26 protein-coding genes are annotated in these 25,447 nt (G+C 72.9%); 11 read left to right on the top strand and 15 right to left on the bottom strand.

Annotated elements, in window-relative coordinates; genetic code table 11:
- Window positions 1-43: 43 nt before the first annotated feature.
- The 3 genes from ACIRG9_RS27370 to ACIRG9_RS27360 all read right to left on the bottom strand — a co-directional run bounded on the left by ACIRG9_RS27370 (window position 44) and on the right by ACIRG9_RS27360 (window position 2,336).
- Window positions 44-640 (bottom strand): cell wall protein, encoded by a 597-nt coding sequence (locus ACIRG9_RS27370; protein ID WP_402861828.1) that lies wholly within the window; start codon window positions 638-640, stop codon window positions 44-46.
- A 15-nt stretch (window positions 641-655) separates the two neighbouring features.
- On the bottom strand, window positions 656-1,066 hold the full coding sequence (locus ACIRG9_RS27365; RefSeq protein ID WP_402861825.1) for a hypothetical protein: 411 nt from the start codon (window positions 1,064-1,066) through the stop codon (window positions 656-658).
- 169 nt (window positions 1,067-1,235) lie between these two features.
- Window positions 1,236-2,336, bottom strand: coding sequence for a DNA glycosylase AlkZ-like family protein (locus tag ACIRG9_RS27360; RefSeq protein ID WP_402861822.1), 1,101 nt, complete (start codon window positions 2,334-2,336; stop codon window positions 1,236-1,238).
- Between the two features lie 166 nt (window positions 2,337-2,502).
- Between ACIRG9_RS27360 and ACIRG9_RS27355 the strand changes: the two genes are divergently transcribed.
- Genes ACIRG9_RS27355 through ACIRG9_RS27345 form a run of 3 tightly spaced genes read left to right on the top strand, consistent with a single transcriptional unit; the run spans window position 2,503 to window position 4,806 of the window.
- Window positions 2,503-2,910 (top strand): GntR family transcriptional regulator, encoded by a 408-nt coding sequence (locus ACIRG9_RS27355; RefSeq protein ID WP_402861819.1) that lies wholly within the window; start codon window positions 2,503-2,505, stop codon window positions 2,908-2,910.
- A gap of 19 nt (window positions 2,911-2,929) precedes the next feature.
- Entirely contained in the window at window positions 2,930-3,820 is an 891-nt protein-coding gene (locus tag ACIRG9_RS27350) for an ABC transporter ATP-binding protein (RefSeq protein WP_402861817.1), read from the top strand.
- Window positions 3,817-4,806, top strand: a complete 990-nt coding sequence (locus ACIRG9_RS27345) for a transporter (protein WP_402861814.1) — start codon at window positions 3,817-3,819, stop codon at window positions 4,804-4,806. The genes ACIRG9_RS27350 and ACIRG9_RS27345 overlap by 4 nt, the downstream gene beginning before the upstream one ends.
- A 115-nt stretch (window positions 4,807-4,921) precedes the next feature.
- Here ACIRG9_RS27345 and ACIRG9_RS27340 read toward each other — a convergent pair whose 3' ends face one another.
- Window positions 4,922-5,317: a VOC family protein gene (locus tag ACIRG9_RS27340; protein ID WP_402861811.1), complete on the bottom strand. Its 396-nt coding sequence runs from the start codon at window positions 5,315-5,317 to the stop codon at window positions 4,922-4,924.
- A gap of 21 nt (window positions 5,318-5,338) precedes the next feature.
- The gene (gene dinB, locus ACIRG9_RS27335; RefSeq protein WP_402861808.1) at window positions 5,339-6,526 is read right to left on the bottom strand and encodes a DNA polymerase IV; all 1,188 of its coding nucleotides are present in this window, start codon (window positions 6,524-6,526) and stop codon (window positions 5,339-5,341) included.
- A 173-nt stretch (window positions 6,527-6,699) separates the two neighbouring features.
- Here dinB and ACIRG9_RS27330 point away from each other — a divergent pair, with 173 nt between their 5' ends.
- Genes ACIRG9_RS27330 through ACIRG9_RS27320 form a run of 3 tightly spaced genes read left to right on the top strand, consistent with a single transcriptional unit; the run spans window position 6,700 to window position 10,345 of the window.
- Window positions 6,700-7,227, top strand: coding sequence for a 2Fe-2S iron-sulfur cluster-binding protein (locus ACIRG9_RS27330; protein ID WP_402861805.1), 528 nt, complete (start codon window positions 6,700-6,702; stop codon window positions 7,225-7,227).
- Complete coding sequence (locus tag ACIRG9_RS27325; RefSeq protein WP_402861802.1) at window positions 7,224-8,213, top strand: FAD binding domain-containing protein; 990 nt, start codon at window positions 7,224-7,226, stop codon at window positions 8,211-8,213. Before ACIRG9_RS27330 ends, ACIRG9_RS27325 begins: the two co-directional genes overlap by 4 nt.
- Window positions 8,210-10,345, top strand: coding sequence for a xanthine dehydrogenase family protein molybdopterin-binding subunit (locus ACIRG9_RS27320; RefSeq protein WP_402861799.1), 2,136 nt, complete (start codon window positions 8,210-8,212; stop codon window positions 10,343-10,345). Before ACIRG9_RS27325 ends, ACIRG9_RS27320 begins: the two co-directional genes overlap by 4 nt.
- A gap of 23 nt (window positions 10,346-10,368) precedes the next feature.
- Here the strand turns inward: ACIRG9_RS27320 and ACIRG9_RS27315 are convergent, their stop codons facing one another.
- Entirely contained in the window at window positions 10,369-10,731 is a 363-nt protein-coding gene (locus ACIRG9_RS27315) for a MerR family transcriptional regulator (RefSeq protein ID WP_402861796.1), read from the bottom strand.
- A 295-nt stretch (window positions 10,732-11,026) separates the two neighbouring features.
- On the opposite strand from ACIRG9_RS27315, the gene ACIRG9_RS27310 reads away from it, so the two are divergent.
- Window positions 11,027-11,293, top strand: a complete 267-nt coding sequence (locus tag ACIRG9_RS27310; protein ID WP_402861794.1) for a hypothetical protein — start codon at window positions 11,027-11,029, stop codon at window positions 11,291-11,293.
- Here ACIRG9_RS27310 and ACIRG9_RS27305 read toward each other — a convergent pair.
- The 7 genes from ACIRG9_RS27305 to ACIRG9_RS27275 all read right to left on the bottom strand — a co-directional run bounded on the left by ACIRG9_RS27305 (window position 11,252) and on the right by ACIRG9_RS27275 (window position 18,191).
- Window positions 11,252-11,758 (bottom strand): DUF2231 domain-containing protein, encoded by a 507-nt coding sequence (locus ACIRG9_RS27305; RefSeq protein ID WP_402861791.1) that lies wholly within the window; start codon window positions 11,756-11,758, stop codon window positions 11,252-11,254. The genes ACIRG9_RS27310 and ACIRG9_RS27305 overlap by 42 nt on opposite strands.
- Window positions 11,759-11,829: 71 nt before the next feature.
- The gene (locus ACIRG9_RS27300; RefSeq protein WP_402861788.1) at window positions 11,830-13,977 is read right to left on the bottom strand and encodes a glycogen debranching N-terminal domain-containing protein; all 2,148 of its coding nucleotides are present in this window, start codon (window positions 13,975-13,977) and stop codon (window positions 11,830-11,832) included.
- Between the two features lie 44 nt (window positions 13,978-14,021).
- Window positions 14,022-14,768 (bottom strand): ABC transporter permease, encoded by a 747-nt coding sequence (locus ACIRG9_RS27295; protein WP_402861785.1) that lies wholly within the window; start codon window positions 14,766-14,768, stop codon window positions 14,022-14,024.
- A 110-nt stretch (window positions 14,769-14,878) separates the two neighbouring features.
- On the bottom strand, window positions 14,879-15,457 hold the full coding sequence (locus ACIRG9_RS27290) for a hypothetical protein (protein WP_402861782.1): 579 nt from the start codon (window positions 15,455-15,457) through the stop codon (window positions 14,879-14,881).
- 85 nt (window positions 15,458-15,542) lie between these two features.
- Window positions 15,543-15,953 carry a VOC family protein gene (locus tag ACIRG9_RS27285; protein WP_402861779.1) on the bottom strand — a complete coding sequence of 137 codons (411 nt, stop codon included), beginning with the start codon at window positions 15,951-15,953 and terminating at the stop codon, window positions 15,543-15,545.
- A 139-nt stretch (window positions 15,954-16,092) separates the two neighbouring features.
- Complete coding sequence (locus tag ACIRG9_RS27280; protein ID WP_402861776.1) at window positions 16,093-17,223, bottom strand: peptidoglycan-binding protein; 1,131 nt, start codon at window positions 17,221-17,223, stop codon at window positions 16,093-16,095.
- Window positions 17,224-17,618: 395 nt separating this feature from the next.
- The gene (locus tag ACIRG9_RS27275) at window positions 17,619-18,191 is read right to left on the bottom strand and encodes an anthrone oxygenase family protein (protein WP_402861773.1); all 573 of its coding nucleotides are present in this window, start codon (window positions 18,189-18,191) and stop codon (window positions 17,619-17,621) included.
- Between the two features lie 206 nt (window positions 18,192-18,397).
- Here ACIRG9_RS27275 and ACIRG9_RS27270 point away from each other — a divergent pair, with 206 nt between their 5' ends.
- The 4 genes from ACIRG9_RS27270 to ACIRG9_RS27255 all read left to right on the top strand — a co-directional run bounded on the left by ACIRG9_RS27270 (window position 18,398) and on the right by ACIRG9_RS27255 (window position 23,833).
- Window positions 18,398-21,265, top strand: a complete 2,868-nt coding sequence (locus tag ACIRG9_RS27270) for a hypothetical protein (RefSeq protein ID WP_402861770.1) — start codon at window positions 18,398-18,400, stop codon at window positions 21,263-21,265.
- Window positions 21,258-22,109, top strand: coding sequence for an ABC transporter ATP-binding protein (locus tag ACIRG9_RS27265; RefSeq protein ID WP_402861767.1), 852 nt, complete (start codon window positions 21,258-21,260; stop codon window positions 22,107-22,109). The genes ACIRG9_RS27270 and ACIRG9_RS27265 overlap by 8 nt, the downstream gene beginning before the upstream one ends.
- 19 nt (window positions 22,110-22,128) lie before the next feature.
- On the top strand, window positions 22,129-22,785 hold the full coding sequence (locus tag ACIRG9_RS27260) for an ABC transporter ATP-binding protein (RefSeq protein WP_402861764.1): 657 nt from the start codon (window positions 22,129-22,131) through the stop codon (window positions 22,783-22,785).
- 163 nt (window positions 22,786-22,948) lie between these two features.
- Window positions 22,949-23,833: an SPFH domain-containing protein gene (locus ACIRG9_RS27255; RefSeq protein WP_402861761.1), complete on the top strand. Its 885-nt coding sequence runs from the start codon at window positions 22,949-22,951 to the stop codon at window positions 23,831-23,833.
- A gap of 48 nt (window positions 23,834-23,881) precedes the next feature.
- Here ACIRG9_RS27255 and ACIRG9_RS27250 read toward each other — a convergent pair whose 3' ends face one another.
- Together ACIRG9_RS27250 and shbA are read right to left on the bottom strand one after the other, a co-directional pair.
- Window positions 23,882-24,703 carry an anti-sigma-D factor RsdA gene (locus ACIRG9_RS27250; RefSeq protein ID WP_402861758.1) on the bottom strand — a complete coding sequence of 274 codons (822 nt, stop codon included), beginning with the start codon at window positions 24,701-24,703 and terminating at the stop codon, window positions 23,882-23,884.
- Window positions 24,704-24,779: 76 nt separating this feature from the next.
- Window positions 24,780-25,358, bottom strand: coding sequence for an RNA polymerase sigma factor ShbA (gene shbA / locus ACIRG9_RS27245; RefSeq protein ID WP_402861755.1), 579 nt, complete (start codon window positions 25,356-25,358; stop codon window positions 24,780-24,782).
- Window positions 25,359-25,447 lie beyond the last annotated feature (89 nt).

The raw sequence follows: 25,447 nt of genomic DNA, 5'->3' as shown, positions 1-25,447 counted from the left end.
GGTGCCCGGGCGGTGCGCGGCCGCCCCGCCCGGGCCTCGCCGATCAGGCGGCTGCGTAGACGGTGGCGATGCTGATCTCGTTGGTGTCCGGATGCCAGGCGCCGAGAACCTGGACGTGCCGGCCGACCCGCAGCAGCGACATGTCGCTGATCGCCGGGGTGTTGTTGTAGACCGCGGCGGAGCGTCCCGGCACGACGTGCGCGACGATCCGGCGGCCCTGATGGTCGAGGTGCAGCATGTTGCGGCCGACCGACGCGATGTGCGCGTGCAGGTTGACGATGTTGACCCAGATGGAGTCCGCGGCGAGCGTTCCGTCGGGCAGGCGGAGGCCGCGGGCGTAGAGGCCGTCCCCGACCGCCACCTGGTCGAAGGTGGTCGGGTTCAGCTTCCAGATGCTGGTGCCGTCGGTGATCCGGATCGAGTGCAGGACCAGGTCCGAGCCGGTGACCAGCAGCATGCTGCCGGAGATTTTGCTGATCCGGCCCTCGGCGAAGTTCGGGTCCGGCGCGCCCGGTTCGACGGTGACGGGCTCGGCGGCGAAGGCCGCTTCGGGGGCGAGTGAGCCGAGCCCGGTGGCGCCGACCACGCCACCGAGCGCGGCGGTGGCGAGCAGCCGCCGGCGATTCAGGGTCTGGTTCATGGTGGCGTCTCCCGTTCAGACGACGTCGACCGAGCAGGGCCGCAGCCCGGTGGAAAGACTGGCGATGGCGCTGTACGCCGCAGGCGTCAGGTCGATGATGCGGTTGGTGCCGCAGGACGCGCCGCAGCACGTGCGCTCGCCGCACCACAGGTCGGTCTGCGGGCCGCAATCGGCGATCGTGGTGCCGATCCGCTTGCCGCTGCAGGGGTTGGTGGTGTAATGCGTGAAGCCGCAGGTGCGGCGGCTCATGCTGATGCCGCACTTGTCCGGGTGGGTGATGGCGAAGCATGCGTCCGAGGCGTTGGGCCAGGCGTGCTGGTAGTTGCCCGACTTGCAGGTGCCGCAGGCGCCTCCGCCGGCGGTGCCGCAGGGACCCCAGGCGCTGCCGCAGCAGAACCAGGACATCTCGCCTTGCAGAGCTGCCATGGATACCTCCTCCCATAGTCGCCCATCGATAACGACAGGCATCGATATAGATGGGGATTGTTGTGTTGGAAATCGACGAAGTCAACGCCATCGGGGGAAGATTTCCTACAGGCGGGATTTGGAGCCGTCTCCACGGCCGTCGCGGGTCCGCGTCGCGGTGCCCACGGTGTCAGTCGGCGAAGTCCGCCTTGACCAGTCGGACCTGCCGGTGGGCGGCCAGCCGCTCGGCCTGCTCGGTGATGGCGGCCCGAAGGCGGGAGGTCGCCGCCGACCACAGCGCCACCTGCACGGTCAGCTTCCCGCCGGACTGGCGGGGCCGCCAGGTGCCGGCGACCTCACCGTCGGCGAGCACCGCGCCGGGCCGGCCGAGCACCGGCCAGAGGACCTTGGCCCGGGCCGGGTCGTCGACCAGCAGCGGGCGGTCCTTTGCCTGCAGGAACAGGTCGAACGGGCCGAGCAGCCGGACCACCTGCGGGCGTGGCGCGTCGAACCGGTCGGCGTCGGCGGACAGCACCCAGCGGGCCTCGCCGGCGACGGACACCTCGACCACGTCGGCCGGCCAGCGGATCTTGACGTCCTTGACCGGTGCGTCGAGGTAGTCGGCGACGTGCTTGGGGGTGGCCGGGCCGAGCAACCGCAGATAGGCGCGGATCAGGTCGAAGCGCTCCGGCACGCGGTCCGCCGGCCGGAAACCGACGATTGGTTGCAGCACCGGCGGGGACGTGCCGGCCCGCAACTCCAGCCCGGCGCGCACCGCCGCGAGCCGGAACGGCATCTCGTAGAGGTGGGTGGCGTCGCACGGCCGGCAGAACCGCAGGTAGGGCTCGGACATCAGGGCGGCCACCCGGGCGGACGCCGCGCCCTTGACCAGTGGCTCGGTCACCACCGACCGCATGGCGGTGGCGACCGCGTCCAGCGCGGCCAGGTTGCCGATGCCGGCCGCCTTCAACGGCCTGGCCGCATCGTAGATGCGCTTGCCGGCATCGGCCTCGGAGAACGGCGCCACGGCTGCGGCGACCTGCGGCAGGTCCTCGCGGCGGTACAGGTGCGGAGCGCCGCGCACGGTCCAGAGCGTGGCCAGATCGGGTTCGGCGAGCGCCGGGCCGTCGACGCCGCGGTTGCGTAGCGCCCACCGGCCGCCGTCCGGCCCGGTGTCCTGCACGCCGATGTCGAGCACGGCGGTGTCGGCCAACGTGCCGTCCGCGCGGTCCAACTGCTGGGCCCGCGCCCGGAAGCCGAGCACCTGGACGCGGTCGATCGAACCCACCACGGAGGCCAGGGTACGGCCGACCACCGACAGAACCGGCCAGGCCCGCCGGGGTCGGACGTCACCACGTCGGGCGACGCGCCATGGCGGGGCCTTGACAGCGTCACCGATCGCGACAACCCTGTCCTATAGTCCTACTGCCGTAGGACAATAGAGAGGATCGTCCTGGGTGATCGAGTTTGTGCTGGACAGCCGGTCGAAGGTGAACACCTACATGCAGCTGGTGCAGCAGGTGAAGCAGGCGCTACGAGTCGGCCTGTTGGCGCCGGGCGACCAGCTGCCGAAGGTTCGTGACGTCGCACAGTCGTTGGCGATCAACCCGAACACGGTGCTCAAGGCGTACCGCGAACTGGAGATCGAGGGCCTGGTCGGCGGCCGACCCGGGGTCGGCACGTTCGTCGAACGGACCCTGGCGGGCGCCTCCCTGCCCAACCAGGCCGAGCTGCGTGACGACCTGGTGGCCTGGCTGCACCGGGCACGCGCCGCGGGCCTCACCCCCGAGGACGTCGTCGCCCTGGTGGAGACCACCATGCGTGCCGCACTCGCCGACGAAACACCGCAGAAGGAGCCCGCGTGAGCGGAGGAGAGGACAGAGGATGGAAATAGTCCTGGAGGCCGACCAGCTAGGCAAGCGGTACGGCAACACCTGGGCGCTGCGGGACTGCTCGCTGCACCTGCCGGCCGGGCGGGTCACCGCCCTGGTCGGGCCGAACGGCGCGGGCAAGAGCACCCTGCTGCACCTGGCCGTGGGCCTGCTCCGGCCCGACGCAGGGGCCGTGCGGGTGTTCGGCGAATCGCCCTACAACAACACCGGAACCCTGGCGGACCTCGGCTTCGTCGCCCAGGACACCCCGCTGTACCGGGACTTCAGCGCCGCCGAACTGGTAACCGCCGGCGCGAAGCTGAACCGGCGGTGGGACGCCGACCTGGCCCGCAACCGGTTGGCCCAGCTCGGCATTCCGCCCAACCGGCCGGTCGGCAAACTGTCCGGCGGGCAGCGGGCACAGGTGGCGCTCGCGCTGGCGCTGGCCAAACGGCCACGGCTGCTGCTGCTCGACGAGCCGGTCGCCAGCCTGGACCCGCTGGCCCGGCGGGAATTCCTGCAGTCGCTGATGGGCAGCGTGGCCGACGCCGGCACCACGGTGCTGCTCTCGTCGCACCTGCTGGCGGACCTGGAGCGGGTCTGCGACTACCTGATCGTGCTGCAATCCGCCCAGGTGCGACTCACCGGCCCGGTCGACGAACTCGTCGCCGAGCACCGGCAGCTGGTCGGCCCCCGACACGACGGCGGCCCGCTCGGCGGGGTCGCGGCGGTGGTCCGGGCCAGCCACACCGACCGGCAGTCCACGCTGCTGGTCCGCACCAGCGGCGCGATCAACGATCCCGCCTGGACCGAGCGCGAGGTCGGCCTGGAGGACATCGTCCTGGCCTACCTGGCCGACGGCGACACGACGACCAGTCACGCCGAGTGGGGAGTGCCCGCATGATCTGGCTGACCTGGCGGCAACACCGCAAACAAGCGCTGTTCACCCTCGTCGCGTTCGCGGCGCTCGCCGCGCTGATGATCCCGATCGGCCTGTCGATGCGGCACACGTTCGCCGACCTCGGCCTGCCCGACTGCGTGCGCCAGCTCGCCGACGCCAACGTGGCCCCGGAGACCGTGGGCAGCTGCGACGGGGCGTTCCGGCAGTTCACGACCCGGTACGGCAGCCTGAATCTCGTGGCCGTCCTGCTGCTCGTCCTGCCGATCCTGGTCGGCCTGTTCTGGGGCGCCCCGCTGGTCGCCCGGGAGGTGGAACACGGCACGCACCGCTTCGTCTGGACCCAGGGCGTCGGCCGCACACACTGGGCGCTGGTGAAGTTCGGGCTCGTCGGTGCGGCGGCGCTCGCCCTCGCGGTCTGCTACGGGCTGGGCATGTCCTGGTGGGTCAGCCCGCTGACCCAGGCCGCACACGAGGGCCGGATGGGCGTCATCGTCTTCGACCTGCAGGGCGTCGTTCCGATCGGCTACACCCTCTTCGCCGTGGCGCTCGGCATCTTCGCCGGCACCGTCTGGCGTCGCATGCTGCCCGCCATGGGCGTCACTCTCGTCGGATTCGTCAGCGTACGGGCAGCGGTGGCGATCCTGGCCAGGCCGCACTATCAACCCGCCCGCACCCTCACCTCTCCCATCGAGGGGACGGACCAGCCGCTCATGTCCCGGGGCGACTGGGTTCTCTCCAGCGGGGTCCGCAACGCCGACGGCCGAATGGTGGCGGCCGACACCCATATCGCCTGCCCGCCGGGGGGTAAAGGGCCGGACGGCCAGGCCTGCGGTGCCGAGCTGGGCCTCGGGCCGGGCGCCTACAACTGGCAGCTCTACCAACCGGGGAGCCGGTTCTGGCTCTTCCAGGGCATCGAGACCGGCATCTTCGTCGTGCTCGCCCTGCTCCTGGTCTATGTCGCCATCCGCCGGATCCGCCGCATCGCGTAGTCGCACCAGCGGTGATCGCCGGTCCCGTCCCCGGGGCCGGCGATCACGCGTACCGGGCGGCAGATGCCGCGTGATCACTGGATTGTGCGGCAGCGGCCGGCGCCGCGACGACCGGCTATCCAGCCGGCAGGTGCTGGACGATCTGGATCGGGTTGCCGTCCGGGTCGGCCGTCCAGGCGATCAGCAGCCGGTCGAGCCAGACGTGCGGGGCGGCCAGGGCGGGCGCGCCGTCGGCGGTGACCGCCGCGTACGCGGCGGCGGTGTCGTCGGTCCACAGGACGACCGTCGCGCACTGACCCGACGGCACCGGGTCGAGACCGTGGTCGGCCCGGCTGGACGCGACCGACGCGATCCCGATCTTGTAGCCGTCGAGGGCCAGGTCCACATGGATCGGCTCGCCCTCGGCGGGCACCCGGAACGTCTCGGTGAACCCGAGCCCGGCGTAGAAGGCGGCGGCCCGGGTGACGTCCTCGCTGAACAGGATCACCTGCGGCGTCCGGAACATCGACATCCGCGCACCATACCTCCGCGGTCAGTCCGGCAGCCGGGGCATCTCCAGGCCCGGGTCGCGCCCGAGCAGCACCGCCCGGGTCAGCGCGGCCGAACCGAACCGGTCCCGGACCGCGTCCACCGCCGTGTCCAACTCGGCGCCCGGGTCGCGGGTGAACGGCAACGTCAACTGCACGTGGCCGTCGCCGAGGTTGCCGACGGAGACCCCGAGCAGCGTCACGCCCCGGGTCTCGATCTCCGGCAGCGCCGCGCGTAGCAGCGTCTGCGCCGCCTCGCGCAGCGGCCGGGTCTGCGCGGTCGCCTTGTCGAGGGTGCAGGAGCGGGTCGCCCGGGTGTAATCGGCGAAGCGCAGCCGCAGGGTCACCGTGCGCCCGGTGCGCCGGGCCGAGCGCATCCGCCCGGTCACCCGGTCGACCAGTCCGGCCAGGACGGCATCCAACTCGGCGGGGGAGTGCGGGGCTCGGCTGAGTGCGTGCTGGGCCCCCATCGAGGACCGTCGCCGTCCGGCCTGCACCGCGCGCGGGTCGCGGTTGTGGGCGAGGGCGTGCAGGTGGCGGCCGGCGCCCGGGCCGAGCAGCGACACCAGGGCCGGCTCGTCGAGCCGGGCCACCTGTCCCACCGTACGGATGCCCCGGTCGCGCAGCCGCTGGGCGGTCACCGGCCCGACGCCCCACAGCCGCTCCACCGGCAGCGGGTGCAGGAACGCCAACTCGCGCTCCGGCGCGACGACCAGCAGCCCGTCCGGCTTGGCCACCCCGCTGGCCACCTTGGCCAGGAACTTCGTCCGGGCCACCCCCACCGTGATCGGCAGGCCGACGCGTTCGCGTACCTCCTGGCGTAGCCGCGCCGCGATGTCGGCGGGCGGGCCGACCAGGCGGCGCAGCCCACCCACGTCCAGGAACGCCTCGTCGATGGAGAGCCCCTCGACCAGTGGGGTGGTTCGCCGGAAGATCTCGAAGACCGCCCGGCTCGCCGCCGTGTACGCGGCCATCCGCGGCGGCACCACGATCGCCTCCGGGCAGAGCCGCCGGGCCTGCCGCCCGCCCATCGCGCTGCGCACCCCGCGCGCCTTCGCCTCGTAGCTGCACGCCAGCACCACTCCGCCGCCGACGATCACGGGGCGGCCGCGTAGCCGGGGATTGTCGCGCTGCTCGACCGACGCGTAGAACGCGTCCAGGTCGGCGTGCAGGATGGTGGCCTCACTCGACACGTACCCATGTTCGCACAAGTGTTCGAAGGCGAGGTGTCGACCTGGCGTTTCGCATTGCTGGGTCACGCGGCCCAGGCGGCAATACGGCAATCCATCTGTTTCTGCGACATATCGGATTGCCTTGGCTACTCTCGGCCCCGTCAGGTTGGCTGGACGGGACCGGGGGCGGCGAGATGGAAGTCGAAGTCAACATCCGGGTGGACGGGACCCCGCACCGACTGACCGTGGATGTCCGCACCACGCTGCTCGACGCCCTGCGCGAGCGGCTGGGCCACACCAGTGCCAAGAAGGGGTGTGATCACGGGCAGTGCGGTGCCTGCACGGTGCTGCTCGACGGCCGGCGGGCCAACAGCTGCCTCGCGCTCGCCGTGGCGCACGACGGTGCGGAGATCGTGACGGCCGCCGGGCTGGCACCGGACGGTGAGCTGCATCCGATGCAACATGCCTTCATCCGCCACGATGCCTTCCAGTGCGGCTACTGCACGCCGGGCCAGATCGTCTCGGCCGTCGGCATGCTGCGGGAGGCCGAGGCCGGTTGGCCGAGCGCGGTGACCGCGGGCCAGCCTGCCGGCGGGGGTGACGGTCCGGCCGTGGCGATGTTGACCGACGACGAGGTCCGCGAGCGGATGAGCGGCAACCTGTGCCGCTGCGCCGCGTACGCCAACATCGTGCCGGCGATCCAGGAAGCGGCGCGGCGATGAGGACATTCCGCTACGAGCGTGCCGGCAGTGTGTCCGGGGCTGTCGCGCTGCTCGCCGAGGCGCCGCACGGGGCCTTCCTCGGCGGGGGGACCAACCTGGTGGACCTGATGAAGCTCGACGTAGCCCGGCCGGACCTGCTGGTCGACGTACGGCGGCTGACCTCCGACCAGGTCGACGAGTTGCCGGACGGCGGGGTACGGATCGGCGCCGCTACTCCCAACAGCGAACTCGCCGCCGATCCGCTGATCCGGCGACGGTACCCGGTGCTCTCCCAGGCCCTGCTCTCCGGCGCCTCCGGCCAACTGCGCAATCTCGCCACCACCGCTGGGAACCTGCTGCAGCGCACCCGCTGCCCGTACTTCCAGAACGTCACCACCCCGTGCAACAAACGCGAGCCAGGGACCGGCTGCTCCGCCATCGAGGGGTACCATCGCGACCTCGCCGTCCTCGGCACCTCGCCGGAGTGCGTCGCGGCCCATCCGTCGGACCTTGCCGTCGCGCTGGCCGCGCTGGACGCCGTGGTGCGTACCGAGGGGCCGGACGGGGAGCGGGCGATCCCGATGACCGAGCTGCATCGACTGCCCGGACCGCAACCACAGCGGGACACCGTGCTTCAGCATGGCGAGCTGATCACCGCGATCGACCTGCCGCCGCTGCCGTTCGCGGCCCGCTCGTGCTACCGCAAGATCCGCGACCGGGCGTCGTACGCGTTCGCGCTGGTCGCGGTGGCCGCTGCGATCGACGTGGCGGATGGCGTGGTGCGTGACGTACGGCTGGCGCTCGGCGGGGTGGCGCACAAGCCGTGGCGGGCGGTCAGGGCCGAGGAGCTGTTGCGCGGCGGCCCGGCCGCGCAGGAACGGTTCCGCCAGGCCGCCGAGGCCGAACTCGCCGACGCCCGACCACTGCCGGGAAACGCGTTCAAGGTCCCGTTGGCCCGCAACACCATGGTGCGCGCGCTGCTGGATCTGACGGGCGCGCCGCGATGACCACGATCACGCCCCGGGCGATGGGCCGGGCGCTGGACCGGTTCGAGGGCGCGGAGAAGGTGCGCGGCCTGGCCCGGTACGCCTTCGAGCAGCCGGCCGAGCACCCGGCGTACCTGTTCCCGGTGCAGAGCACCGTGGCCGTCGGCCGGATCACCGGAATCGACTGCAGCCAGGCGAGTGCCCAGCCGGGCGTACTGGCCGTGCTGACCTACCAGAACGCGCCTCGAGTCGCCACGGACAACGGTGACCTGCGCATCCTGCAGTCCGACGAGGTCGCCTTCCGGGGCCAGATCGTCGGCGGGGTGATCGCGGAGACCTCGGAGATCGCCCGGCACGCCGCCGGCCTGGTCCGCGTGGACTACGAGGCGCGGCCCCACAACGTCGACCTACGCGGCGAAGTACGGGCCCACCGGGAGAAGCTGCGGGTGCCGAACGAGGTGATGCCGATCTTCCCGATGGGCACCGCCGACGGCGACGTCGACGCCGCGCTGGCCTCGGCGGCGGTGCGGGTGGACCAGGCCTACAGCACCTCCTGGAACACCCACAACGCGCTGGAGCCGCACACGACGATCGCCTGCTGGGCGGACGGCCGGTTCACCCTGCACCTGTCGACCCAGGGGGTGAACCGGATCCAGGCCGTGGTGGCCGGTGCGTTCCGGCTCGACCCCGACCGGGTACGGGTGATATCGCCGCACGTCGGCGGGGCGTTCGGGTCGAAGGTCTATCCGTGGGCCGACGTCGTGCTCGCCGCCATGGCCGCTCGGCTCGTTCCGGGGCGACCGGTGAAGTTCGCGCTCACCCGGCAGCAGACGTTCTCGCAGACCGGCTACCGGCCGCCGACGATTCAGCGGGTCCGGCTTGGTGCCGGCAGCGACGGTCGGCTGGTCGCGATCGACCACGACTCGATCGAGCAGACCTCGAAAGTCAGGGAGTTCGCCGAGCACAGCACCAGAGCCACCCCAGGCATGTACGCCGCACCGAACCGCCGTACCCGCCAGCTGCTGGCCGACCTGGACGTCCCGACGCCGACGATCATGCGGGCGCCCGGGGAGGCCTCCGGCATGTTCGCGCTCGAGTCGGCAATGGACGAGCTGGCTGTCGCCTGTGGCCTGGACCCGATAGAACTGCGGATCCGCAACGAGCCGGACGTGCACCCCCATTTCGGCCTGCCCTTCTCCAGCCGCAACCTGGTCGCCTGTCTACGCGAGGGGGCCCGCCGGTTCGGCTGGGAGCAGCGCGACGCCACCCCACGGGCGCGCCGCGAGGGCAGCTGGCTGGTGGGCACCGGGGTGGCCGCCGCGACGTACCCGGTGCTCCGGCTGCCCGGCTCGAAGGCGACCATCCGGATCGGCCCGGACGGCCGGTACGTCGTGCTGATCGCGGCCGCGGACATCGGTACCGGCACCCGGACCGCGCTGACCCAGGTCGCCGCCGACGCGTTGCAGGTCGACGTCGAGCAGGTCGACCTGCGACTCGGTGACACCGCGTACCCTCCGGCCACCGAGGAGGGCGGATCGGCGGGGATCACCAGCTGGGGCTCGGCGATCTGCGCGGCCGCCGACCAGTTGCGCCAGCGGTTGGCCGCCGAGCACGGCGGTACCGTGCCGGCCCACGGGCTGGAGGTCACCGCGGACATGCCGGAGAACCCCTACCTCAAGCGGTACGCGATGCACAGCTTCGGCGCGCAGTTCGCCGAAGTGCGGGTGCACGAGGAGACCGGCGAGGTACGGGTGCCCCGGCAACTGGGGGTGTTCGCGTGTGGCCGGATCGTCAACCCGAAGACCGCCCGCTCGCAACTGCTCGGCGGAATGACCTGGGGTCTGTCCATGGCGCTGCACGAGCAGGGCGTGCTCGATCTCCGCTTCGGTCACGTGGTGAACCACGACCTCGCCCAGTACCACATCAGCAGCAACGCCGACGTCGGCGCGATCGAGGTGCACCTGATCGAGGAGGACGACCCGTACGTCAACCCGATGGGCACCAAGGGCGTCGGTGAGATCGGCATCGTCGGCGTGGCAGCGGCGATCGCCAACGCCGTCCACCACGCCACCGGCGTCCGGATCCGCGACCTGCCGATCACCCTGGACAAGCTCCTCCCCGGCGATCAGCCCGCCAGTCCGGACCAGGGTTGACCGGCGCAGCCGACGGCCCGTGATCAGCTGGCTCGATCGGCCTGCAACGGGCATCCGATGCCGACGCGTGCGGTGAGCTCGGCCCGCAGCGCCGCGAGTTCCGCCATCCGTACGTCGACAATTCGGATCTTCTCCTCGAACAGCGCGGACAACGCCTGCGCGGAGTCAGGCGCGTCGCGTAGTTCCGCGCCGTGCCGGGCAATCTCGGCCAGCGAGAATCCGAGCGTCTGCGCGGTGCGGACATACTGCAACCAGACCACCGTCTCGGGTGGGAAGTCGCGGTAGCCGTTGGGCAGCCGCCGACCTGTGACGAGGCCAGCCTTCTCGTAGAAGCGAATGGTGTCCCTGGTCATGCCCGTCTGCGCGGCCAGCTCCCCGATACGCATGATCCTCCGCCGGACCGTGGACTTGACCTTGGAGTCTACTCCAGTGTTTAGCGTGAGGCGTCACTGCCACAAGACCGGTGGAGCCTCGTTGTGAGACATCTGATCGCCCCCGCACGCCGGACCTACCTTCGCGTCGTATGCGCCAGCGCCTGGTACGACCTCGTCGTCACGGCGGGATTTCGCGACGCCGTGGACCTACGCGCTACTGCACGGTGCGCTCTCCTCGCTGGGTGGCGCGCTCGGGCTGGGCGTCCTGCCCGCCCTCGACCCGCTGCAGACCCTGTACGCGAACCTGATGGGCTCGCTCGTGGCGCTCTGGGCCCTGGTGCGCATCGTCCGGCCACTGCCGGTCCACGGACTGCTCGACGGGGCCGCGCGCACGCTGTTCACGATGTGGCAGGCGTACGCGCTGACCCACGGTGCCACCCGGCTCCTGTGGCTGTTCCTCGCCGTCGAGGTAGCGTTCGGCATCGCCCAGTTGATGCCCTGGTGGAGCCGGGCCGAGACGAGGGATGCCCACTCAGGCGCCGCGGGCCCGGGCTCCGCCGGCGGAGCGGCGTGACAGCGAACTCGGGGCGTTCACCCCGGCCTCGTCGCTCACGCCGACGCCGAGCCGCTCGACCAGTTCACCGCCGAGCCAGCCGGTCACGCCGGCGAGGGCGATGCCCACGAAGCTGCAGATCAGGGCCGGGGCGTGCGGATCCCAGTTGGTGGCGGCCAGCCGCTGGAACCAACTCGCCGCGAACAGCGCCAGCACCAGCACGTTGCCGAGGCCGTGCACGGCGCCGACCCGCTTCGCGCGGGTACCGGCGGGGATGCCACGCCAGTCGATGAAACCGAACAACCCGGCGAGGAGGCCACCGAGGATGCCGATGCCCATCGTGTACGCGGCCGAGATCTGGAATCCCGTCCGGTCGGTCGCCAGGTAGAGGATGTCGAAGATCACCGCGGTGGCGAGCAGCCCCAGCGGGAACACGATCAGGATGGGATGGACCCCGTGGCCCATCGCCTTGGCGCGACTCTCCATGCCGGTCCCTTTCGTCTCGGCCCCAGTTCCGCACCACATTCCCCACCGGGTTCCGGCTACACCCCGCGCCGTCACCGGTGCCGGCGGGCGGAGATCGCCTGACGGGGGGCGCGGCGGACCACCGCCAGCCGGTCGCCGCGCGTGGTCACCGACGTCCGCCCGCCCCGGCGGCGCCGTACGGTCAGGTCGACCGTGGCGTGCCCGACCCGTACGCCCTCCAACCGCAGGTCCGGCAGCCACTCCGGCAGATGCGGATCCACGAAGATCGTCCGCAACGGCGCGGCCGGTCGCAGCGCCAACATCGCCTGGACCAGGGCGATGATCGCGCTGGCCGACCAGGCCTGCGGGGAGCAGGAGTTGGGGTAGACGCCGGGGTGCGGGTGGGCCGGGCCGCGGGGCAGTCCGCTGAGCGCCTCGGGCAGCCGATGTTCCTCGAACAGCGCCGCCGCGGCGAACATCCCCTCGGCCAGCCGGTGCAGGTGCGGCCAGCAGCCGTACCGGGCCAGGCCGAGGCCGATCGTGCCCGCCTCCACCGGCCAGACGCTGCCCCGGTGGTAGCTGAACGGGTTGTAGGCGGGGTGGTCGGCCGACAGCGTCCGCACCCCCCAGCCGCTGAACATGTCCGGCGCGAACAGCCGGTCGGCCACCAGCGCGGCGACCCGGGGCGGCACGATGCCGCTGGTCAGCAGGTGCCCGTCGTTGGAGTTGGTGGAACGCACCGGCCGCTTGTCCGGCCCGAGCGCCATCGCGTAGCAGCCCCGCTCCGGCAGCCAGTACGCGCGGTGGAAACGGCGGCGCAGCGCCCGGGCCCGGGCCAGCAGGGCGGCGCCCCGGGCCGGATGGCCGGTCACCGTGAACACCACGGCGGCGTGCCGCAGGGCGGCGTACCAGTAGGCCTGCAGCTCACTGGTCGCGATCGGATCGGCCACCACCTGCCCGTACTCGTCGACGATCGCGGTGTCCGAGTCCTTCCAGCCCTGGTTCTTCAACCCCGCCCGGGAGCGGCGGTGGTAGTCCAGGAAGCCGTCGCCGTCGGGGTCGCCGTACCGCTCGATCCAGCCCAGCGCACGCTGGGCCGTCGGCAACAACTCCCGTACGGTGTCCAGGTCACCGGTCCAGGCGAGGAACTGCCCGAGGAAGACCAGGAAGTCCGGCGCGGTCGACCAGTCGCCGTAGTAGCTGGTGAACGGGTTCAGCCCGAGCGCGGAGACCGGCCCCTGGCGCGCCTCGTGCAGCAGCTTGCCCGGTTCCTCGTCGCGCCAGTCGTCCAGCCGCTCGCCCACGTGCCCGGCGATGAGCCGCAGGCTGTCGCCCAGCATCGTCGGACCCGCCAGCAACGCCTGCCACGACGCCGTCATCGTGTCCCGGCCGAAGATCTCCTGGTAGATGGGCAACCCCGCGATCGGCGCCGCCGGCCCGGCCGGTTCGCCGAGCGGCAGCACCGCCAGGTCGTGCGTGGCGCACCGCCACGCGGCCGTCACGTCGAAGTTGCTGCTGCTCAAATCGGTCAGCTCGCCGATCAACCGGGACCGGGCCCGGGCGGCGGAATCGTCCGGCTCGGTGAACGTCGCCGGGGGAGCGGCCAGCCGCTCCCCGTCGAAGACCGGCTCGACCAACAGCTCAACCCGGGCGCTGCCACGCGGTGGCACCGCCACCCCGACGCGGAACGCGCCGTCGTCGTACACCACCGGGCTGTCGGCCCGGACCACGATCGCGACCGCCCGGTCGAGGCCGTCGCACAGGTAGGTCAGGCGAAGTTCCCCCGCCGCCGGATCCCACCGGGTGCCGACCTCGCCGACCTGCAACCGTCGACCCGTCTCCGCCTCGCTGGTGTCGGCGAAGTCCGCCGAGACCCGAATCTGCAGCGCGAACTCCAGTGGCCGGGCGGCGTAGCTGACCACGGTGAACCGGGTCCGCAGCCCCGCTCCGACGAACCGCTCGGTCATCAGGTATGCCGCCCGCGACGGCAGCTCCTCCCCGTTGCCCAGCTCCGCGTACGAGAGCTGGGCGTGTCCCCGCACGTTCCCGGTGGCGAACGGGACCGGCTCCCGGCCGTCGACGGCGATCCGTTCCCGGCTGAGCACCCGGGTGTTGCGGGCGAAGAAGCCCTGGGGATCGGTGCCGCTGATCCGGCCGCGCACGTCGGTGACGAGGCTGCTCCACCCGCTCGCCACGTAGAGCAGGTCGGGTCGGACGCGCAGGCTGCGTACCCTGGTCACCGGCCGCAGGTACCCCCTCACGGTCCGGGTACACTCCTGGCGGCTCAGGGCGCGGTGCGGGCCCGGTCGCGGACGAGCAGTTCCAGGGCCAGCGCGATGGCCACCGCCTCGACCGCCAGCAGGGTGAGCAGGATGAGCAGCTGGGTCGCGCCGGCCTCCAGCGGCCCGGCCCCGCCGAGCAGCACACCGACGAACGCGCCCGGCAGGGTGACCAGTCCGACCGTGCGCGTCTGGTCCAGCGCGGGAATGAGGGCCTGCCCGGCGGCCGGCCGGCAGATCTCCAGCGCCGCGTCGCGGGGGAGCAGGCCCAGGGCCAACCCTGCCTCGTACTCGCCGTGCCGGGTGCGCAGCTCGTCCAGGGTCCGCCGGCCGGCGAGGCTGGTCGCGGTCATCGCCCCGCCGATCAGGATGCCCGCCGTCGGCAGCACCACCAACGGCGTCGCCGGCAGCGCCCGGCTGGCCAGCAGCACCACCAGGCTCGGCGCCACCCCGGCCGCGATCGCGATCGGGGCGACCCGGCGGGGGCAGGCCGGCCCGATCCGGCGGCGGGCGGTGACACCGGCGACCACGTACATGATGAGGATGAACGTGCCCGTGCTCCACCAGGCGCGCAGCACGGCGACGATGACCAGCGACACCACGCCGAGCTGGACGGTGGCCCGGGCGGCCGCGGTCAGCACGGCCCGGCCCCGGCCGATCCCGCTCAGCCACAGCACGGCGGCGGCCGCCACCGTCAGCCCGACCAGGGCGGCGACCAGCGTCGGCCCGATCGGCACCGTTCCGGCGCTCATTGGCGCGCCCGATCCTCGTCGCGGGTGGTGTCGTCGAGGCCGGCCACCGGACGATCGTATGCGGGCGTCCGGTGGCCGGTTCTCACGGCGGTCGGTCCGCCGCCGAGCGGCTACAGGCGCGCGGCGTCACCCCGGGGGGCGGAGCGCGGCTGGCGCAGTGCCCCGACGAGCGCGAGCACACCGAACAACGACAGCGACAGCCCCGCGCCGACGCCGGTGATCGTGCTCGGCGCCACGCCGGTGGTCAGACCGACCACCAACGCCGCGACCGCGGTGGCCGTGACCAGGACGCCCAGCGGAACGAGGTTCCGGTCGCGGAGGACCGGTGCCAGCGGCAGGAAGTGGACGCCCACCACGGCGCAGATCCACACGGGGATGTAGTCCGGCTGTCCGAACCCGCCCAACAGGGCGGCACCGACACCGGCAAGCCCGAACTCGACGCCCACGATGATCCCGTACCGTCGGCCGGCCGCGCGATTGTTGATCGCGGCGGTCGATGCCGGGCTGGAGAAGCCGACCACCGCCCCGGCGACCGCGACGAGCAGGGCGGCCACGCTGCCGACGGTCAGCCACGGATCAAGCCAGCCGGGTGGGGCGGCGTGCCCCCAGCCGAACCAGGCCGCACCGAAGAATCCCTCCACCAGCGCGGTGATGCCGCCGTCGCGGCGCGACTGCCGTGTCTTCTCCATGGCTGGCCACCCTAGGCGGTGGGGCCCGGTCCACCGCACTCAGGCAGCCGTCGTTCTGCGCGACCGCCGGCGTCTCGCCCCCCGGTCAGGACGGCTGGCTGATGTTCACCAGCCACCCGATGCCGAACCGGTCCACGCACATGCCGAACTCGTCGCCCCACATCTGCTTCTCCAGCGGGACGGACACGGCGCCGCCGTCGGAGAGCTTGTTCCAGTAGTCCCGGAGCACGTCCGCGTCGTCGCCGCTCAGACTCACCGCGATGTTGTTGCCGACCGTGGGCGGTCCCATCTCCGGTGGGGTGTCGGAGGCCATCAGCGTGAAGCCGCGATCCGTCTCGAGCTGCGAGTGCATGACCAGGTCGGCGAGCCCGGGCTCCGGGTTGCCGAACTCGCCGAAGGTGCTCAACGTCAGGCTGCCGCCGAACACCTGCTGGTAGTACTCCATCGCCGGGCGTGCGGTGTCCCGGAAGCTGAGGTACGGGTTGAATTTGATCATTTCGCCTCCTCGATGGTGATCTGGGCATCGTCGCAGAGTGACGAGCCGGGACCAACGAGGCGCGACGAGATGATGGCCGGCGGATGCGGTGGAGGTGGCGCCGTTGACACCTCCACCGCCTTCCCCGCAGGTACGTCGGTCAGTTCTTCTGGAACGACTGACGCACCACGCCCCCCACCAGGGCGCACCAGGTAGTGGTGCTGACCTTGCCGGTCGGCTCCAGACCGTGCAGGTGCTGCAGGTCCTTGAGGGCCTTCTTGGTCGGGTGGTCGTACGTGCCGGTGACCGTGACGTCGGCGTAGCCCTTGGAGTTCAGCATGAACTGCACCGCGCCGACCGGGATGCCGACGGCGTCCTTGTCCAGCTCCGGCGCCAGGGTCTCCCAGGTCGGTGCGGTGAGGGTGGCGTCGATGTCGACCGGGATGCCGTTGCGGGCCTGCCAGTCCTGCACAGCGGCGACGGTGGCGGCGTCGAAGACGCCGTTGACCGGGACGGTGTAGCCGCGGAACGTGAGCAGCTGCTGCGCGACCTGGACGACGGGGCCGCCGACGAAGCGCCAGATGTCCGGCCAGCGGCGGGCCGGCACCTCGGACAGGTGGGTGCCGAGCTCGGCGAAGACTCGGCGCCGCAGCGCGGGGAACTCCCGGTAGAACATCGCCCCCGGGCACAGCGTGGCCCGGAAGTCCCAGTGGCCGAAGATGTCGTGCGCGTGCAGCCCGTACCGCTGGCAGATGGTGGTGCAGAGCTTGACCAGGGAGTCGAGCAGCTCCCGCGGCGGGGTGTCGGTGACGTAGGTGCCCTCGTTCTCGATGCCGATGGCCCGGCCGTTCTCGCCGGGGCAGTGCGCCGAGATCATCTGCCGGTCGCCGGCCCGTAGGCGCTCCAGGCTGCCGTGGCGGCCCTCCAGGATGTGGCCGCCCCGGCTGACCGTGAAGTGCTGGCCGGTGTCCGACCAGCCGTTGCCGTCGATGTGCAGGTCCTGGCAGTCGCGGGCGAGCTGCTTGGCGTGTTCCTCCGAGTAGTCGGTGCTGTTCGGGAACGCCATGTGGTGCACGATGATCTTGTTCGTGGGGGTGGCGCTGATCGACAGCGGGTCGGCCGGCGGGCGGGCGCCCCACCCGTCGCAGCTGATGATCCAGTCGAGGTCCGCGCCGGTGGCGGCCTGCGCGGCGGCGGGGAACGCGAGTTCGTTCCCGACGACCGCGACCGCGGCGGCGCCGAGGCCGGCGCGCAGCAGGGTACGGCGGTCCAACTCAGGGTGGTCGAACATGTCATCTCCTCTGTGGCCGGCCAGAACCGCCCGTGACGGCACGCGGCGACGGGCGGCGGCCCGTCCGGGGCATGAAAAGGAACTCCAACTGCCTCGCGTGCTGTGGAGGATATTGCCAAGGTCGACCGGAGCGCTAGGGGTGAATCGTGTTCGATGTGATCGGTCCACGTACGACGTCGGCGCGCGTCAGCGGGCCGTCCCCGTCAGTGGTGTGGCCGGCGGCGGTCACCACGACCAACCGGCCGACGCCCGCCTTCCGCATCGCCGTCACGATGCTCTGGGTGCCGCGGCGCGGGATCCCGAACCACGGTGACCACCTGGTGACCCGCGCGGCGGCGGCCTGCGCGGTGAGCAGCCGGCCGGTGCCCCCCCGCCGGCGCCGAACACCGCGAGCCTCACGACCGGTCCCCGAGGCGAGTGGAGGCGAGGACCAGCAGGAGGACGAACGCGACCAGGGCGGCGCCGGTGCGTACGTCGTTGAAGATCTCCCAGCGGCGCAGGATCGCCTCGTGGTCCGGCGGCGCGGTGGTGACCGCCCATACCTTGATCTTCGCGTTGATCGGCACGTTGCCGAACCGGGTCACCAGGAACGAGGTCGCGACCAGGGCGCCGGCGGTCGCGGCCAGTCGGCGGGCCGCCCCGCGGCTGAGCACCGCGAGAACGACGCTGCTGAGCACGGCCAGGCCCATCGTGCTCTGCATCACCGGCCCGTTCATCTTCATGAGTGCCGTGTGGAACGTCAGTCGGACGTCGAGCGGCACCGCCTTGAACGTCTGCACGACATTGACCGCCCCGTAGCCGAACGCGCCGGCCAGCAGCCCGCTGCTGAGCAGGGCGATCGACTCGACGATCCGCCGTCGCCGGCCGCGCGGGTCAATCCGGTCGTTGCCGAATGCCGTCTCGCGCGCCGGCGACCGCTGATGTCCGGCCAGGTCGCGGCCCGGGGTGGGTCCTGTCTGGGCACTCACGGCGCTCCTCCAGTCGCGTCTAGCTCTGACTCCGATGTCAAGGTTAGGTGCCCCGGGTATCCTTGACAACAGTGTCTGAGAACAGTTCGCCGGGCATCGCCCGTGGCGCGGTCGGGACGTGGTTTGTCCGGTTGTGTCGGTGCGGCCTTCCTTCCGGCGGGTGAGCGGGCAGGATCGGTGAATCCGCACACGACGGAGGGATCCGGATGGCGCATCGGCTCGACGAGACGGGCGCGAACGACGTCCCCTCGGCCGGCCGCGCCCCGTCCCGCCGCGCCCGGCGAGGCGGTACTCCGCTGCCGTGGTCGGCGCCGTGGTGGGGGGTGCGCCAGGGGCCGTGGTCGCTGCTGGTGCTGCTCGTGTTCACCGTGCTCGGCACGGCCAGCGCGGCACCGCCGATGTTCGCCGAGGCGTCGGAGAACGCGGCGTTCGACAGCGCCCGTGCCGCCGTGCCCGCCGGCGCCCGCCAGAGCGACGCGGACGTCATCCGGCTGACCGCGTCGGCGTCGCCGTCCAGTGCCGACCAACTCGCCGTTCTCGACGAGATCCGCTCCATTCCCGGACTGTCCGCGCCCACCCTCAACGGGAAGTCGGTGGGCGTCGAACTCAACAAGTCGGCCCTGTGGGAGTCGGTTCTCGCGCACGGGGGCCGCGGCGAGCGCGCCCGTCTCTTCGCCCTACCCGACCCGGCCGAGCAGCTCGTAGCAGCGCCGGACGGGCCCGTCGGGCGGGCCGGCGGAGGGGTCTGGCTGCCCGTGCCGCTGGCTCGGGAACTCGGCGTCAAGGCGGGCGACCCGGTGACGTTCTCCGCCCGTACCCGCAACGGCGACGAGCGGCACGTCGACACCACCGTGGCCGGGAGCTACCAGGTCGCCGAGGACGGCCGCCGGCCGCTGGACCCGCCGGGCCGCCGGGACTGGTCCCTCCGCCGAAGTGAGCTGCCACCCGACAGCGCGCTGGAGACCCTGCCGGCGTACCTCGTCATCGGCGACGTCGCGACCGTCGAGGCACTGGCGGACGGGGTCGGCGACCAGATGCTCTGGTCGGTGGACGCCGCACTCGCCCCCGGTCTGACGCTCGCCGAGGGGCGGGTGGTGGCGGACCGGATCGACCTGCTGCGCAAGCGGTACGTCCAGGGCCGATCCGACGGCGAGATCCTCGCCCGCCGGGTGGCCAGCGGTATCGGCACCCTGAGCGAACAGGCCGGCGAGGTGGCGGCGGGCGCGCGGCGACGAACCCTGCCGCTGGAATGGGCCGCCGTGCTGGTCGCGCTGACCTCCCTGGTCGCGGTGGTGGCCGCCGCGCTGCGTCGCCGTGACATCGAGCTGCGCCACGCGGTCGGCGCCGGCACACCCACCGCCCTCGTCGCCCTGCTCTGGTCGCTCGAACACCTGCTGCCGGCCGCGCTGGGCGGCGTACTGGGCTGGCTCTGTGCGTGGGCGGTCGTCGGGCAGGTCGGTCCCCCCGGTGCCGTGACCGCCCTGTCCGTCGGGCCGGGGCTGCGGCTCGCGGCGGCGTCGATGGCGGTGGGCGTCATCCTGGTCGGCGTGTTCGCCGGCGCCGTCGCGGCCCGACGGGTCCGCCCGGCCGCCCCGAACACCCACCGTCGTCGCGTACCGTGGCTGATCCTGCTGGTCGCCGCAGCGGTCACCGCGACGGCGGGCCTGGCGGCCGCGGACCGCACCGACGGCGACGCCCGGAGCACGGACCTGCTCGTGCCGCTGCTCGTCTTCGTCGCGGCCGGTGCCCTCGGCACGCGGCTGTTGCCCTGGCTGATCCGGGCCGGCTGGCGCCGGCCGGGGAGACCGCCCAGGGTGACGCGCCCGACCCCGGTGTGGCTCGCCCGCCGTCGACTCGCCTCGGCAGCGCCCGGCCGTGCCCCCGTCGCCGCCGCGGTCACCGCCGGGCTCGGCATGGTGCTGTTCGCCCTCTCGGGCGTGGCCGCCACCCGGACGACGATCGACGACCGGGTCGCCGTGCGGTCCGGTGCCGATACGGTGGCCACCATCGAGGCGGCCTGGCAGCTCGACGACGATCCGGTGCTGGCGCCGCCGCGTCCGAAGCACGGGGAGCCGCCGGCCGACGCACCGGCGCCCGAGGCGCACACCCCGCCGCTGCCCGCCCGCACCACGCTCGTCTGGCGGATCGACGTCACGAACGCGGCGACCTTCGGTACGCACCAGCTCCTCGTCGCCGACCCGGCCGCGCTCGTCGATGTCGCGTCCTGGGGACACGGGCCGGAACTCGCCCGAGCCCGTCGCGCGCTGAGCCGGCTCGCCGCCGCCGACCCGGACGCCCCGAAGGCCGGCCTGCCGGCGATCGCCGTCGGGGTGGCGGGGAGCGAGGTGGACGACCTCGTCCAGGTCGAGGCCGGGCCCTGGCGGGAACGCCTCCGGGTCGTGGACGCCGTCGACGTGTTTCCCCGTTACGCCGGCGAACCGATGTACGTGGTGTCCGCCGGCGCGGCGTTCCCGGCGTTCGGCCCGGCGGACCCCCGGCTCAAGCCACGCGACAACCTGGCAACCGGCGTCTTCGCCCGCACCGAGCTGTGGGGTGCGTCGGACGTGACCGTGGACGCCGTGCTGAGCGCCCACGGCGTGCAGCCGCGGCAGCTCGACACCGCGACCCAGCTACGGCGCCGGGACATCTTCGTCGCCGCCGAACAGGCGGGCGGCTACCAGGTGGCCGTCGCCGGCTACCTGGCCCTGCTCGCGGTGCTGGCGCTCTGCGTGCACGCCCAGCGTCGCGCGGCCGCCGACCGGCCCACCGACCTCATGCTCGCGCGGCTCGGCTTCGGTCGGTCCCGCGTCCTGCTGTCGCGGGCGGTCGAACAGGCCGCCCTCGCGGCCGTCGCGTTGCTCTGCGCCGTGGCGGGGTTGCTGCTGCTCACCCCGCTGGCCGGGCGGCTGCTCGACGTCGCTCCTGACGAGGCGCCGGCGTTCCGGCTGGTCGTCACGCCGGCGGCGCTCGGGGCGGCGGCCCTGGCGGCGCTGCTGGCGGCCGGGGCGGCCACGGCCGTGAGCGGGCAGCGCTCCGGCCGCGGCGAGGAGGAGGCGTACCGCACCGATGCCTGACGACGTCACCCGGCCGCTGCTCGACGGCGCCGAGCTGCTCCAGCTCTATCCGACGCCCACCGGTCCGACCCAGGCGCTGCGCGGCGTCGACGTGCGCGTCCGCCCCGGTACGCTGACCGCGATCACCGGACCGTCCGGCAGCGGGAAGTCCACCCTCCTGGCGATCCTCGCGCTGCGGGAGCGGCCGGCCGGTGGATCGCTGCGCCATCGCGGCGTCCCGGTCGCCGCGCTGAGCCGGCGCCAGCTGCAGCGGCTGCGCCGGCGTCACATCGGGTACATCGCCCAGCGGCCGGCGCACGGGCTGTTCCCGCAACTGTCCGCCCGGGCACAGGTCAAGCAGACGGCGTGGCTGCGCGGTGTATCCGTCGACCCGGTGGCGGTGCTCGACGACGTGGCGCTCGCCGACCGGGCGGACGCGCCCCCCGGCGCGCTGTCGGGCGGGGAACAACAGCGGCTCGCCGTGGCCGCGGCGTGCGTCGGGCCACCGGATCTGGTGATCGCCGACGAGCCGACCGCCGAGCTCGACGATGCCACCGCCGACCTCGTTCTGGCCCGGCTGCGCCGGTGCGCGGAGCAGGGCGCGGCGGTGGTGCTCGCCACGCACGACGCCCGGGCGGTGGCCGTCGCGGACGTGCTGCTGCACCTGCGGCACGGTGTGCTGTCGGCCGAGCAGCACGGTACGGCGGGACGGACCGCCGCGATCGACGGGTTCGGGCGCGTGCAGCTTCCGGAGCAGGCGTTGGCCCTGTTCCCGGGCGGCCGGGCGCTGGTCGAGGTGCACGCCGACCACGTGCGCCTGCTGGCGCCGGATCGGGGCGGCCGGGAGGGGGGAGCGGATGGGTAGCGGCCCGTCTCCGTCGCTTGTGGACGTCCAGTCGGTCACCCACACCCACGGGCGCGGCGCGGCGGCCGTCACCGTGCTGCACGAGGTCACGGTGCGGATCGGCCCTGGAGTGCTGGTGGCCCTCGCCGGGCGCTCCGGGTCGGGCAAGTCCACCCTCTGCCATCTGGTGGCCGGTGTGATGGCTCCGACGGCCGGCCGGGTACGCATCAAGGGCGAACCGGCGACCGCGGTGCGCGACTGGGCCGGTGTCGCGCTGGCGCCCCAGCGGCTGGCGCTGGTCGGCGAGCTGACCGTCGCCGAGAACGTCCACCTGCCGGCCCTGCTGCGGGGAACGCCGGTCGACCCGGACCTGCTGGCCCGGATGGACCTCGAGCACATCGCGCGGCGTCCGGCCGGGGAGACGTCGCTGGGCGAGCAACAGCGGACGGCCCTGGCCCGGGCGCTCGTCCTCACCCCACAGCTGGCGGTGCTGGACGAGCCGACCGCTCACCAGGACGACGGGCACGTCGAGCAGGTCGTCGCGGCACTGCGGGAGTCGGTCCGCCGGGGGACGACCGTCCTGGTGGCCACGCACGACGTCCGGCTGATCGAGGTGGCCGACACCGTGCTGAACCTGCACTCCGGGCGGATCGTGCCGGACGCCGTGGCGCGGGGCGCCAGCCGGCCCCCCGAGTGACGCCGGGGCGGTCGCCCCGCGTCCCGCCGATTCCGCGGGAGTTCACCGCCAACGCCACCCACCGCGGCAGGGTTGGCTGGCGTACGGCCCGCGCACGAATGGACGGCGGCGGAACGGGTAGGCGCGGCGCCGGGAGGCGGATGCCTCCGGGATCGAGGGGGACATGGCAGTCGCCGCCGTAGTCGCGTTGGTCGTCGTCGTCGCGATCGTGCTGCTCGGGCTGTCGCTGAGCGTCCGGCTGGTGCAGCAGTACCAGCGCGGCGTGGTGTTCCGCTTCGGCCGGGTGCTGGAGCGGATCCGGCAGCCCGGCCTCCAACTGATCATCCCGGTCGCCGACCGGATGGTGCGGGTCAGCATGCAGACCACGGTGATCGGAGTACCCGCGCAGGGCGTCATCACCCGCGACAACGTCACGCTCACCGTCGACGCGGTCGTCTACTACCGGGTGGTCGACCCGGTGAAGGCCCTGGTCAACGTGCGGGACTATCCGGCCGCGGTGCTCCAGGTGGCGCAGACCGCGCTGCGGTCGGTGATCGGCAAGGCCGACCTGGACACCCTGCTGCGCGACCGGGACCGGATCAACGCCGAGTTGAAGGCGGTGATCGACGCGCCCACCGAGAAGCCGTGGGGGCTGCTCATCGAGCGGGTCGAGGTCAAGGACGTGTCGTTGCCCGAGGAGATGAAGCGGTCGATGTCCCGCCAGGCGGAGGCGGAGCGGGAGCGGCGGGCGCGGGTGATCGCCGCCGACGGTGAGTTCCAGGCGTCCCGGCGGCTCGCCGACGCCTCCCGGGCGATGGCGAACACACCGGGGGCGTACCAGCTGCGGCTGTTGCAGACGGTGGTGGACGTGGCGGCGGAGAAGAACAGCACCCTGGTCATGCCGTTCCCGGTGGAGCTGCTGCAGTTCTTCCAGGAGTACGGGCGGCGGGCCCGCGAGCAGGCGGCACCCGGCGGGCCGGGGGCGGCGGAGCAGGCCCCGGGGCTCGGCCCGACCAGCGAGCGCGTGGCCGCGGCCGCCGAGGGGGACGGGCACCGACCACAGCGGTGACGGGACCACACATATACCCGATGTGCCCGGTATGTTCTCGTCCGCTGTCTAACGGAGCAGGTCGCCGGTGGGCAGGGGCAGGCCCGGCAGCGACGGGAGCAACGGCGAAGAGGGCAGTGGCAGGGGCAGCTGCAGCAGTGGACTCCGGGTCCCGCTCGGCGAGCCGCTCGGCGTATCCGGTTGGGACGGTGCCGGCTCGGGGGCCGACGTGGCGGTGCCCGGCCGAGGGGTGGAGCCGGTCGGCTGCACGGTCGGTGCGGGGGAGGGCGTGGCGGCCGTCGGCGCAACGGTGGTCGGGGTGGCGGTCAGCTGCGCTGACAGGGCGTCGAGTTCGCCGCGCAGCCGGTCTGCGGCCGACGGGTCGGTGACCGCGGTCAACTCGTTGCGGGCTCGGTCGACCAGCTGCCGGGCGCGGTCGAACCGTCGGGCGGCCAGCGCGGCCCGGGCCTCGGCGATGGTCCCTTCGACGACCCGCACCTCGGCCTGCTGCGGGTACAGCAGCTTCGTCAACGACCACAGCGGGCTGCCCGGTTCCGCGCTGCGGCTGCCGATGCCCAGCCCGGAGACCAGGGCGAGCAGCGCGATCCCGGCCGCGGCAAGGCGCAGCGTCCAGGGCCGGGGCCGGCGGTACCGGCCGGCCGGGTGCAGCGGAACCGCCGGTGCGTCCCCGTCCGGGGTCGGCGGGCGGAGGTTCGCCAGGTCGGGGGTGCCGTCGGCGAGGTCGTCCCGCCAGGCGGCGAGCAGCCCGGCCAGCTCGTCGCCGGCCGGTGCTGGCTCGCCCCGGCCGAGGGCGTCGAGCAGCATGTCGTCGCGGGCGAGGACCTCCAGGTCCACCGCCTCCTCGCCACTGCCCAGCTGACGCTCGCTCATGCCGCCGTCTCGCTTTGCTCGACGCCGTCATGAGGCTCACCAGCGCCGTGCTGATGATTCGCTCGCCTGCGCTCGCTCATGCCGCCACCTCGTCCAACGCGTCCCCGGCAAGGCTACGAAGCCGGGCCAGAGCGCGGGACTGGGCCATCCGCACGGCCGCCGCGGACATCCCGACGATCGCCCCCACCTCTTCGGCCGACAGCCCCACCGCGACCCGTAGCAGGACGATCTCCCGCTGCACGTCGGGCAGCCGGTCCAACAGCGCCGACAGCCGGCGCGCGAGGTCGGTCGCGACCGCCTGCGCCTCCGGCCCGGGAGCGCCGTCGGGCTTCTCCAGGGGCGTGTCCATGGGGGTGACGGCGGAGTCGCGGATGGCGGCACGCTGGGCGTCGGCCACCTTGTGTGCGGCGATGCCGTAGACGAACGCGGCGAAGGGGACGCCCTGTTCCTGGTATCTGGGCAGGGCCCGCAGCATCGCCAGGCAGACCTCCTGGGCGACATCGTCGGCCGTGGTGTATGCCCCGCCGACCCGGCCGAGCCGGCCGCGGCAGTAGCGGACCAGGCCTGGGCGTACGCCGGTGAGCAGCTCCGCCATCGCGGCCCGGTCACCGTGGACGGCCCGACGGACCAGCTCTGGGTCGATTGCTCGGTTCATGGGGCTGCGAGACACCTTCAACACCGACGAATTAACCGCACCGTACTGAAGCAGGCTGGTTTTCGCACCTCTCACGTTCTGTAGCGGGG

This window comes from Micromonospora sp. NPDC093277 (assembly GCF_044765245.1).
Taxonomy (GTDB): domain Bacteria; phylum Actinomycetota; class Actinomycetes; order Mycobacteriales; family Micromonosporaceae; genus Micromonospora.
This window is presented reverse-complemented; position numbering and strand designations above follow the sequence as displayed.